The following is a 10,853-nucleotide window of genomic DNA, read 5'->3' as shown; positions in this document are numbered from 1 at the left end:
GGTCCTGCGCCATCTGCACGCCGTGGGCGCCCCACTCCGACAAAGCACCCACTAGACCGTCCGGTGGTGGGCACTGGTCCCGCGGCAAAGGGCTAAGGACTTCCCTGGGCCGACTGTTCTCGGCCGTGCCCGGGTACAGCCTGCTCCTGCTTCGCGTTGGTTGTTCGCATAGCGCGCTGGCTGATCAGCGTGCTTCGCGGGAAGCGTGTTCGGCGTGGGCTCGGTTGAGCAGGGCCGTCAGCGTGTCCTGTTCGCGGATTCTCGCTTGGTATTTTGGTGGCAGTTTGTTGATTTGATTTTCCAGGGCCAGTAGCCGGTTGAAGATGTGCTCGCGGATCGCGGGATCGGTCTCGACGTCAAGGTAGGCGATCGCGTGGCGTTTAGCCGCGGAAGCGGCGTTCTGGGTCTTGCCTTTGGGGCTGACCAGTGAGGCGATGACAGCGATGAGCAGGACACCGAGGATGATGCTGAGCGACAGGCCGGTGCTGATCTCGATGACCTTGACCGATTGGCCGTCGTTGATGAAGGGCACGTTGTTCTCGTGCAGCGCGTGCAGAATGAGTTTCGCCCCGATGAAGCCCAGGATGGCCGCGAGGCCGTAGGTGAGGTAAACGAGGCGATCCAGCAGTCCGTCGACGAGGAAGTAGAGCTGGCGCAGACCGAGCAGGGAGAACACCGTGGCCGTGAACACGAGGTACACGTTCTGGGTCAGGCCGAAAATGGCGGGGACGGAGTCCAGGGCGAACAGCAGATCGGTCCCGCCGATGGCCACCATGACCAGCAGCATCGGGGTCATGACGCGCCTGCCGTCGCGCTCGGTGAAGAGTTTGTCGCCGTCGTAGCTGGCCGTGGTGTGGAACAGTCGTTTGGCGAGGCGGACCGGGAGGTTGTCCGCGGAGTGGTTCTCGGACGCTTCGGGCTTGATCAGGTTGCCGGCGGTGAGGAGCAGGATCAGGCCGAAGAGGTAGAACACCCAGGCGAACGAGCTGATGAGGGTGGCGCCCAGAAGGATGAATCCGGTCCGGGCGATCATCGAGACAACGATGCCGAAGAGCAGCACCTTCTGCTGGTCGGCGCGGGGGACCTTGAAGCTGGTCATGATGACGAGGAATACGAAGAGGTTGTCTACCGACAACGCCTTTTCTGTCACGTAACCGGCGAAGTACTCGGTGCCCATTGTGGCGCCGCCGAACATCCACACACCGATACCGAAAACAACCGCGATACCCACGTAGACGGCTGACCAGAGTCCGGCTTCCCGGAGCGTGGGCAGATGCGCCCTGCGCACGTGAGCGAAGAAGTCGAACAGAAGCAGGCCGACGATCCCGACGACCGTCAGGACCCAGGTCAGGGCAGGTACATCCATTCGCACGCTCCCGTGTTCACGCCTCGTGAAATCCTTACCGCGTTCATGGTCGCAGTCGCCGGGGCATGTGGATGGTCCAGACAGCGTCTCGACCGAGTGGGGTCCCGTGCCGCTCAGGGTGCTGCCCGGTTGTGACGAGAAGATATTTGTCTTTTACGCGTTCGTCGGTGACCGCTGGTGTGGGGTTTGGGGAGGGATGCGCACGGCGATTTCCCCGCCCAGTTCCGTTCCTTCGGCCAGGCCGAGATGGTCGCCGCTCCAGAATCGGCCGGCGTCGTACCAGTTCGGCCGGCGCCCGCGGGGCAGCAGTCCCATGGCGTCGTAGGTGATGGCGACGATCTCCGCGCAGTAGGCGGTTTCCAGGTCGATATCGTCCTGGTCCGGTTTCTTCCTGCGCGGCAACCTGCCGCTCAGCCACCGGAATGCCAGTCGCGCTGTCGAGGGGAACGGGGTGCCGCCCAGTCGTGCGATGGTGCGCAGGGCGGCGTCCTCCATCGCGGGGGTGATCGGGCTGTCGAGTTGACGGAGCCAGACCTGCTGGTGGTACTTCGTGTTCCAGAGGACCACGGCCCTGCGCAGGTCGTGCAGCTGCGCGCCGCGCTGGTGGGTGCCCGACCACAGGTCCGGCAGGGACCGGCCCAGCTCGGCGTGCCACATGAGCGCGGGTAGGTCTTCGATCACCACGGACATGCCGACGTGGTTGACCGGGCTGTTGGTGGTGACCCGGATGGCCCGGTCGGTCGCGGTGTGGCCGCGGAACAACCACACGTCGCCGGTGCGCGTCGCGTTGACGGCATCGTCGAGATCGAGCTGCGTGCCCGGCATGGCTCTAGCATAGGAAGATGCGCTGGTGGAAGGTAGTGGGACTGGCTGGGATCGTCGGCGTCGCCGCGACCGGAGTGGTGATCGCGCGCGAGGAACGGCTGCGCCGCGCCTACACCCCGGACGAGATCCGCGAACGGCTGCACACCCGCCTCGCGGAGGCACCGCCCCAGTCCGCCCGGCCTCCCGCCGCGGACGCGAACGGCGGTTCCGCGGCACGACCGAACACTCCGGAATAACGCGACAGCCCGGCGCCACACACCGTTCACGAGGATACGCGGGGGGCAGCACACCTTTTCGGGAATCGCGTCCAGGGTGCCGCTCGGGCAGCGGCCACCGTTACCGGCGATCGATCCGCGCGAGTTTATGAACGATTCGCTGCGCAATTTGACGCTGCTGGGTGAGCGTAGGAGCCTCGACGAGACGCTCGCGCTGATCGCGACGGTCAACCGGGTCGGCAAGCACCACATGCCGGTTCGCACATCACTCCCGCCGGACGACGCTCGTGCCCTGGAAGCCGTGCTGGCGTGCAACAGTGAGATCCGCTCGCGCCAAGCTGGGGTAAATCCTGTTCATCGAGCAACTGCTCATCCGCTGGCTGTGCGAGGCGACCGGCCAGACCTGGACCTGCTGACCGGAACAAGTGTGAGCCTCGCGGGGCGGCGTGATCGTCGTCGGCGCACGCGATCCACGCGGGTCCGGCGAATTGTCCTCGCCGGTCAGTGCGAGAATCGATGTGCCGTGTCGCGCGCCCACTGTGCTGTGGTGCGAGCGCTCTCGGCCAGGTGCCGGTGCTCTTCCTCGTTCTCTGGATCCTGAGTGGCGAGCCGATCACCACGGGCGGCGATGAGGTCTTGCACCTCGGATAGCTCGCGGGCCGCCGCGATCAGTTGTGTCCGTAGCCGCTCGGCCGCGGCCGCCAGCGCGGGCATCGATCCGCCGTCGTCATGCGAGGACTCCCAATCCCGCAGCGGTTCGATGACCTCGCGATCGACCTGCTGCTGCTCTCGGTCGGGTGCCTGCTCCGTGCGGCGCAACGCCGCTCCGCTGCGGTCCAGCCGCGCCATGCTGGCTTCCATCGCCGCGCGGGCCCGCGCGATGGCCTCCCGCCCCCCCGCTCCTGCGGAGTAGGGACCGGGAGACCGAGCTGGTCGCGCTGGTCCAGCCGCTGTTCCCACTCGGCGAGCCCCTGCTCGCGCTCACCAGCCAGGCGTTCCCGTCCGTCTGCCGCCTGCTCGCGTTCGTCAGCCGCCTGCTCGCGCTGATCGGCGGCACGTTCCCGCTCGTTCCGGGCGCTCTCCACAGCCTCGGCCGCTGGCGCGCTGCGGGCAGTCCTGCCCGTTTCGCCGTGCATATCAGCAAGTGTGTGCCGAGACGAAGCGATCCGCACACCCCGGAGCTTCCCGCCACACCCGTGCCCTCCCAAGCCCTCGGCGGTCGGCAGATCGCGAGGTCGAGCGTCTGCGTGCCCACCTGCTCCCGCCCGGGAGGCGACAACACGACGACCCACCAATTCTTAGTCCGGAAAAGTCGCAGGCGGTGCAGCGCTTGGCGCTCACAATCGACGACCTGCTGCCGCCCGACAGTCCCTTCCGGTGCGGGCCCGAGCCCGCTGGTGCGCGGAGGGCTAGGGTTGTTGGTGAGTGGTCGGGTGCTGTTGCGATGCGTCTTGGCTGGGGTCGTGACCCCGCCGCTGCCGGGAGGCTTTGGGTAGTCCTCTGCGTTGGGAAGGCGGTGGCGGACGGTGGCGAAGTCCGAAGACGTCGCGTCGTCGTTGCCCGAATTGGTGTCGGCGGTGCTCGCGGCGTTGCGGGACGGCAATGACGCGGTGCGCCCGGTCGTGCGCGTCTGCCGGGCCTGTGCGGCGTTGTTGCCGGTGGATGGGGCGTCGATCTCGGTGATGCTCGGCCCGCAGCACCGGGCGAGTCTGTATGCCAGTGACGCGGTCGTGGAGCGTATGGAATCGGTGCAGTTCAGTTTGGGTGAGGGGCCGTGTTTCGAGGCGTTCGAGACCGGGCAGCCGGTACTGGTGCCCGATTTGGCTCGGGACGTGCCCCTCGCGTGGCCGATGTACGCGGCGCAGATCGGTACCGAGCAGGTCGGTGCGATCTTCGCGTTCCCGTTGCGGCGAGGTGCGGCGCGGTTCGGTTCGCTGAATATGTATCGCCGTCGCCCGGGATGGTTGTCGGAGGCGGAGCTGGCCACGGCGTTGCAGATCGCCGACATCGCGACCAGTGCGCTGCTGGCGGCCTCGGCCACCGGTCCCGACGGGGAGATCAGTGAGGCGTGGCTGACCACGCTCACCCGGGATCGGGCCGTGGTGCATCAGGCCACCGGGGTGTTGATCGCCGAATTCAGGATTCCGCCCGAGCACGCGCTGGCCCGGTTACGCGGCCACGCGTTCGCCACCGGCCGCCTGCTGGACGAAGTCGCGGCCGACGTGGTGGCCGGGCGTCTCCCGCTGGGGGCGATCGACACATGAAACCTGCCAGGACGACCTGGACGTCGGCGAGGGTCCCCCGTGGTGGAGGGCCGCTACCGTTTGTCACGGAGATGGGATAGCCATGAGTGATCAACTTGCGAGCGTTGCTCGTGACCAGCAGCTGCTGCTCGCGTTCGTGGAGCTGGCCGACACCCTGGTCGATGACTACGACGTGGTCGATGTCCTGTATCGGCTGGCTGGTTACTGCGTCACGCCGCTCGGCGCGGCCGCGGCGGGCCTGCTGCTGTCCGACCAGCACGGCGGCCTGCAGGTGATCGCCGCGTCCAACGAGCGCACCCGGCTGCTGGAGCTGCTGCAACTGCAGGCCGATGAGGGACCCTGCCTGGAGGCCTACCGCAGCGGTGAATCGGTGCACGTCGACGACCTCGCCGGGGCGGTCGAGCGCTGGCCGACGTTCGCACCGGCAGCGCTGGCTGAAGGCTTCCACTCGGTGCAGGCGATGCCGTTGCGGCTGCGGCGGCAGGTCATCGGCGCGCTGAACATGTTCGGCCACACCGCGGGTCCGCTCGGATCGCACAACCTCGCTGTCGCGCGTGCCCTGGCCGACACCGCCACCATCGGGATCCTCCAGGAACGCGCCATCCGCCGGCACGAGGTGCTCACCGAGCAACTCCAGAGCGCACTCAACAGCCGCGTCGTCATCGAACAGGCGAAAGGCGTCATCTCCCACGCCGGACGCATCCCGATGGACCAAGCCTTCGAACAGCTGCGTTCCTATTGTCGCGACCGCAACCTGCGCCTGAGCCGAGTCGCCGAGGACGTCGCGCAGTCCCGGCTCACTCCCGACACCGTTCTCGCCGACCCTGATACGCGGAGTCCGGCAAAACCCTAACCGCCGCTGGGGCGGATCCTCGTCTCGCTGACCGTCGCCACCCCGTGACCGACTGTCACCGTCGCCGGGTGACCTGCTACCCCGCTGGCGGTGAACGGCGGCCGCGGCACGGCGTATCGTCGTCCCGAGAACAGCAACGTGGTAGCTGTCGCTCGTGCCCCCGGCGGCACTTCCGATGGGTCAAACGCACCGGAAGGAACCGTCCGTGGACAGGCCAGCACTCCTCACCGAGGAAAACACCGCGACGTTCGCGCAAGGTCTCGTCCAGCGGTTGTTCCTGGTGGGGCTGAACCTGCACAGAGCCCATGCGCTGACCGATCACGAACCGGCGAGCCAATGCATCGATGAAGCCGCAGCCGGGGTCGACTGGGCCATCAACGAAATCCGCCGCGAAATCCACAACCGTGAACATCGACCACAACCACAGCGAGCCCGCAATGCGGCCTGGTAACCCGACCATGGGTCGGCTGGGGTGAGTTGATCGTGGTGTCGCCTGTGGAACGGATCGTCCCGTGCGCGGCTCGCAGGCCAACCAGTTCCGGAATCTGCCCCCGCGCGGTGGCACCGAAATCGCCGATCGCTTCGTCATATCCCCCGCGCGGCCGGGAAACCGAGAAAAAGCGCACAGACCACGTTGGTGATCATCACGAGGTCGCTTCTGTTGTCACCGGTCGGCTTGGGGATGCTGCTGGGGAATCGCGGGCCTACGATCCGGGAGAAGGCACGGGCCGCGCCGGGCTGGGAACCTCCATACTGGTTGGCGAACGGGGCGGTGCACTGTTGTTGTTCATGCCCGCTAGGTAACGCACTACGCCGTTGGTGCGGGATCGGTGGCAGCGACCGGGACGCGACGGATTCCCACCGGGGAAGGTGTCCAATATGGATAGAATCCGGATCGCGAGAGTGCTGGACTCCTGGTGGGTGAGTGTCGCGCCTTCGTGCAGGATCTCTCGCACGAGCTTGACTCGCCGGTCGTAGCGGGGAACGAACTCGATGATGTCGGCCATTTTTCGTCCTTGGGTGATTTGTGGTGAGCTTCGAAACGGACGCGGCCGCACCGGTCCTCGCGCACGGGAAGAATGAGAGATCTGGCGGGAATCCCGTTTCAGTCGCCCGGACGACCGTCCTGGCTGAGGGGCTACCGGGCGCCGCGTGTGAGGGGCTTCCGGTTGACGTATCTCATCATGGTGGAACCTCCGGAGTCGCTGTCCGCATTCGCCCGAGCGGGACGAGGATTCAGCATCAGGGTGATGCGCCTCGACTCGCCAGCGCCGCCGGGGTCCGGAGCGATACGTCCACCATACGCTCGACGGTGGCGACTGGGAAATTTGTGGATGCGGCCCGCTCACCGTCGCCACGGTTGCCGGCGAGCACGCGCCACCATCGCCGAGGACGGGGCAGACGGAGTCGCGCACGGCCCTGGTTCGGCCGACGACAGGTCAAACCTCGCCCGCGTGGTCCTTCGCCGCGGGCGAGGCTTCCATTTCCCCAAGGTACTCGCGGATCGTCTGCGCTTGCTCCGCTGCCCCGCACTCGCTGAACTTCCGCACCGCGGTCAGGAATGCCTCGCGCGCCTCCAGAGCGCGGCCGAGTTCGTGGTAGGCGACGCCAAGTGCTTGATAGGCCATGCCTTCCGCGTTGGGAGCGGCGGCACCGCGCACGGTCTCGATCGCGGTGAGTGCCGACTCCGCCGCTTGATCGAGGTTGCCCATGCAAGTGTAGTCGTCCGCGATGTCCACCTGAACGATCCCCGCTCGCTGCCGGTCGCTGAGGGCTTGGTAGAGCGTCAGCGCTTTCCGCTTCGCCGCGAGCGCGTCCTCCCAGCGGCCCAAATTCGAGTAGAGGACACCTTGTACGTGCAGGCTGTGCGCTATCCCCTCGCGGTCCTTCAGTTTTCGGTTGATCCTGAGCGCCCTGGTGGCCTGCCCGATGGCGGCGTCGTAACGGCCGAGGTCGGCGAGAACGCTCGCGATGGCATCGCAAGCTTTCGCCTGGACGAGCCTTGTCCCCAAAACGACGCTCGTCCGCCGTGCGCTTTCGAGAATTCTCATCGCGTCATCCAGGCGGCCGAGGTGTTGCATCGCCGTCCCGATGTGCGTCCTGAACTCGCACTCGACGTACGGGTCGCCCGCACGGGCCGCCGCGAGCGCGCCGAACTGGCTGGTGGCCAGGAAATCTTCGGAATAGTCACCGCGTGAGAAGAACGGGTACAACGCCCAGGCGAGTCGCAGGGTCGTTCGGTGTTCGCGGAACTCTGTCGCGGTGAGGGTGGTGACCACCAGAATGCGGCGTCGGCGTGCCATCCAGGCCATCGCTCCCGCCGCGTCGGTGAACCGTGCGGAACGCTCTTTCCGCGGACTACCCGAGTTGAGGTGCGTGGCCGCCGCCTCCGCGGCGGTCGCGTAGTACTCGAACAACCGGCGGATGGCCGGTCCCCGGCTTTCCGCCGGTTCATCGGCCAGCACTCTTTCGCGAGAATAGTCGCGCACGAGATCGTGAAAGGTGAACCAACCCGGCTCGACGTCTTCGAGCAGATGCGCTCGCCGGAGCTGCCGCAACAATCTACGAGCCCGCGTCGGCGACACGTCGGCAAGCGCCGCGGTGCTCTCGACTTCGATATCGTCGCCGGGGTGCATCGCCAGCAACCGGAAGAGTCGTTGTTCGTCCGGCGGGAGCGCACGGTAGGACAGGGCGAACGCGGCACGTACGGGCTGGCTGTCGCCATCGTCGAGGACGTCGAGACTGGCCTCCCCGAGCTCGGAAACCCAGTCGACAGCCGGGTCTTCGTCCCGCAGGGCCGCCATTATCCGCAAGGCGAGCGGCAGGTTTCCGCACAGCTCGGCCAAGGTGGGGTCCTCGACCAGTTCGGTCGCCGCTGACCGGTCGAGCGTGCCGAGTTCGAGATGGTGCGCGTCGCGCAGGCCCGACAGGCGATGGCGGCTGGTGATCGCGACGCGATGGGTGTCCGCGCCGGGGAGAAGCGGTTTCACCTGGCCGGAGGAAGCCGCGTTGTCGAGGACAATCAGCATGCGGTCCCGATGTGCCAGCAGCGAACGGAACAAGGCCGACCGGTTTTGCTCTTCCCGCGGAACGTCCGCGACGCCGAGCGCGCGCAGGCAATGCTCCAGGGCCTGGCCCGCGGTGAGGCAGCGGGATTCGTCGTAACCGTGGAGGTCTACGAACAGCACTCCGCCGGGAAACTCGCCGCCGTCGAACGCGGCGTGTGCGGCGTGGAGGACGAGTTCCGTCTTGCCGATGCCCGCCAGGCCCGACGCGATCACGCTCGGGCCGGGGTGCTGCCAGGCCTCGCGGAGTTGGGCGAGTTCAGCATCGCGACCGACGAAGATCGTTGTGGCGGGAGGAAGTCCGGACAGTGCCTGGAACGTGGCGGGTGCGGCGTTGACCACGACCCGGCCGATGCGGCCCGCTTGCACCAACTTGCCGAGGTTGTCCCCGATGAAAGCGTTGTAGCTGTCGCCCGTCACCCCCGGTACATCGCCAGCCACGCCGGAACGTTGCTCGACGGGCGAGCAGGTTGATGACACCCCAGCGGGCGCCTGGTCAGGTGAAGAACCGGAACAACTCCTCGCGCCCGATCTCGGAGAACCGGACGCGGGGGCTCGAGTTCCTGGTCGGCGAACGCCTCTGCCATGCCTACGTCGAGCTGTCCGGCGATCATCCCGGTGGCCTGGTGGCTGCGGGCTGGCCAGGTGCGCCACCGAACCGTTCGACTGCCAGCGGGGGCGAATAGCGGCCACCAGCGGTGACTGCCCGGATCGTCGAGTTCGGGGACCAGCATCGGGCCCCGGTCCTTAAGGCTTCCATCGAGGGTCCCTCACCCATGGTGACCTGCAGCTCCGCCAGCCGCGCGCCCAGCACGTCGGTCGCATACATCTTCCCGGCAGCTGGTGGTCATCCGCCACGGTGAGTCCGGTCCTGGTGAGGCCGAGCCGGGGCACCGTGGTTTCGCAGACCATCGGCGCCGTGACCGGTAAGTCCCGGTCGCCCGCGTAGGCCGCCACCCACGCCCACACCTCGCGCGCCGGTCAGCGTCGGCCACTGCAACCGCCTGGCTTTCCTGAGCTGCGCGGGGCCCGCAGCGGATCATCGGGGCGGCGGCCACGTCCGTCAGCGGTCGGCGGCACGCAGCGGCGCGCCGACCGCGTGCAGGTGTTGGAGCACGTATGCGTAGGAGCGCAGCAGCCCACATTGGCTGTAGTCGATGCCCCGCCGCGCGCAGAACTCCCGCACGATCACCTGGGCACGGCGCAGGTTCGGCCGGGGCATGCTGGGGAAGAGGTGGTGCTCGATCTGGTAGTTCAACCCGCCCAGCGCGAAGTCCAGCCACGGTCCGCCCCGCACATTGCGGGAGGTGAGCACCTGTTTGCGCAGGAAGTCCAGCGTGTGCCCGGCCCGCACCGTGGGCATGCCCTTGTGATTCGGGGCGAACGAACACCCCATGTAGACACCCCACAAACCCTGGTGCACCGCGATGAACGCCAGCCCGGCCCCCGGCGAGAGCACCAGGAACACCGCGGTCAGATAGGCACCGAGATGCGCGATCAGCAGCGCCGCCTCCAGCCATGGTGCCCTCATCTCCCGGCGCCACACCGAACGCACGCTCGACACGTGCAGGCTCAGCCCTTCCAGCAACAGAAGCGGGAAGAACAGGAACGCCTGATACTTCGCCATCCAGCGCAGCACCCCGCGCTTACCGCCGCCCTGGCCCGTGGTGAAGGCCAGCACGGCGATATCGACATCGGGATCGAGCTCCTCGTGGTTCGGGTTGGCGTGGTGGCGATTGTGCTGGCCAACCCACCAGCCGTAGCTGAGCCCGACCAGACCGCCGTGGAACAACCCGGTCACGTCATTCGCCCGCCGGGTACGGAAGATCTGCCGGTGGCCGGCATCGTGACCGATGAAGGCCAGCTGGGTGGACACCACCGCGAAGAACGCGGCGAGAAACAGCTGCCACCACGAATCGCCCAGATAGGCGAAGGCCACCCAGCCCCCGGCGAACGTGAGAACGGTGAACGCGATCTTCGTGACGTAGTAGCCACGCCGCCGCGCAAGCAGTCCTGCCTTCCGAATGCTTCGGGACAACTCGGCGTAGTCGCTGCCCCGCTGGATACCGATCAAGGTGGAGACCTCCTGGTCGCACGGGAACGCATGCGCCGGGGTCTCGAGCCACAGGACCCTCACGGCAAAGCCGTGAGATCTTCTTCCAGCATGCGCCTCCCGTCACCAGTCGGCAACCGCGGCGTGGGCTAGTCGACCGGATGGTCGCCGGGGGATCCGCCGAGGTGTGAAGCGGTGTCGTGGGGGTGCCG

11 protein-coding genes are annotated in these 10,853 nt (G+C 67.2%); 5 read left to right on the top strand and 6 right to left on the bottom strand.

All coding sequences use genetic code 11. The features are described from left to right. Positions 1–184: 184 nt before the first annotated feature. Both FXO23_RS49685 and FXO23_RS49680 read right to left on the bottom strand, forming a co-directional pair. A complete protein-coding gene (locus FXO23_RS49685; RefSeq protein WP_158896070.1) occupies positions 185–1,366 on the bottom strand; it encodes a TerC family protein in 1,182 nt (393 codons plus the stop codon). A 153-nt stretch (positions 1,367–1,519) separates the two neighbouring features. After that, a complete protein-coding gene (locus FXO23_RS49680; protein WP_158896068.1) occupies positions 1,520–2,191 on the bottom strand; it encodes a hypothetical protein in 672 nt (223 codons plus the stop codon). Positions 2,192–2,208: 17 nt separating this feature from the next. Between FXO23_RS49680 and FXO23_RS49675 the strand changes: the two genes are divergently transcribed. Then, on the top strand, positions 2,209–2,427 hold the full coding sequence (locus tag FXO23_RS49675; protein WP_158896066.1) for a hypothetical protein: 219 nt from the start codon (positions 2,209–2,211) through the stop codon (positions 2,425–2,427). 480 nt (positions 2,428–2,907) lie between these two features. Here FXO23_RS49675 and FXO23_RS49670 read toward each other — a convergent pair whose 3' ends face one another. Further along, positions 2,908–3,255 carry a hypothetical protein gene (locus FXO23_RS49670; RefSeq protein ID WP_158896064.1) on the bottom strand — a complete coding sequence of 116 codons (348 nt, stop codon included), beginning with the start codon at positions 3,253–3,255 and terminating at the stop codon, positions 2,908–2,910. Between the two features lie 728 nt (positions 3,256–3,983). On the opposite strand from FXO23_RS49670, the gene FXO23_RS49665 reads away from it, so the two are divergent. The 3 genes from FXO23_RS49665 (at position 3,984) to FXO23_RS49655 (ending at position 5,974) form a co-directional block, all read left to right on the top strand. Further along, complete coding sequence (locus FXO23_RS49665; protein WP_218952435.1) at positions 3,984–4,670, top strand: GAF and ANTAR domain-containing protein; 687 nt, start codon at positions 3,984–3,986, stop codon at positions 4,668–4,670. An 82-nt stretch (positions 4,671–4,752) separates the two neighbouring features. Continuing rightward, complete coding sequence (locus FXO23_RS49660; protein ID WP_158896060.1) at positions 4,753–5,523, top strand: GAF and ANTAR domain-containing protein; 771 nt, start codon at positions 4,753–4,755, stop codon at positions 5,521–5,523. Positions 5,524–5,728: 205 nt separating this feature from the next. Then, on the top strand, positions 5,729–5,974 hold the full coding sequence (locus FXO23_RS49655; protein WP_158896058.1) for a hypothetical protein: 246 nt from the start codon (positions 5,729–5,731) through the stop codon (positions 5,972–5,974). A gap of 253 nt (positions 5,975–6,227) precedes the next feature. Here FXO23_RS49655 and FXO23_RS52905 read toward each other — a convergent pair whose 3' ends face one another. Both FXO23_RS52905 and FXO23_RS49650 read right to left on the bottom strand, forming a co-directional pair. Next, positions 6,228–6,530: a DUF6307 family protein gene (locus FXO23_RS52905; protein ID WP_425484991.1), complete on the bottom strand. Its 303-nt coding sequence runs from the start codon at positions 6,528–6,530 to the stop codon at positions 6,228–6,230. A 432-nt stretch (positions 6,531–6,962) separates the two neighbouring features. After that, positions 6,963–9,029, bottom strand: coding sequence for a tetratricopeptide repeat protein (locus tag FXO23_RS49650; protein WP_158896056.1), 2,067 nt, complete (start codon positions 9,027–9,029; stop codon positions 6,963–6,965). 32 nt (positions 9,030–9,061) lie between these two features. Between FXO23_RS49650 and FXO23_RS49645 the strand changes: the two genes are divergently transcribed. Then, complete coding sequence (locus tag FXO23_RS49645; protein ID WP_158896054.1) at positions 9,062–9,274, top strand: hypothetical protein; 213 nt, start codon at positions 9,062–9,064, stop codon at positions 9,272–9,274. Positions 9,275–9,651: 377 nt separating this feature from the next. On the opposite strand, the gene FXO23_RS49640 is transcribed toward FXO23_RS49645, so the two are convergent. Continuing rightward, positions 9,652–10,662: a fatty acid desaturase family protein gene (locus FXO23_RS49640; RefSeq protein ID WP_158896072.1), complete on the bottom strand. Its 1,011-nt coding sequence runs from the start codon at positions 10,660–10,662 to the stop codon at positions 9,652–9,654. Positions 10,663–10,853: the final 191 nt, after the last annotated feature.

Source organism: Amycolatopsis anabasis (assembly GCF_009765355.1).
Taxonomy (GTDB): Bacteria; Actinomycetota; Actinomycetes; order Mycobacteriales; family Pseudonocardiaceae; genus Amycolatopsis; species Amycolatopsis anabasis.
This window is presented reverse-complemented; position numbering and strand designations above follow the sequence as displayed.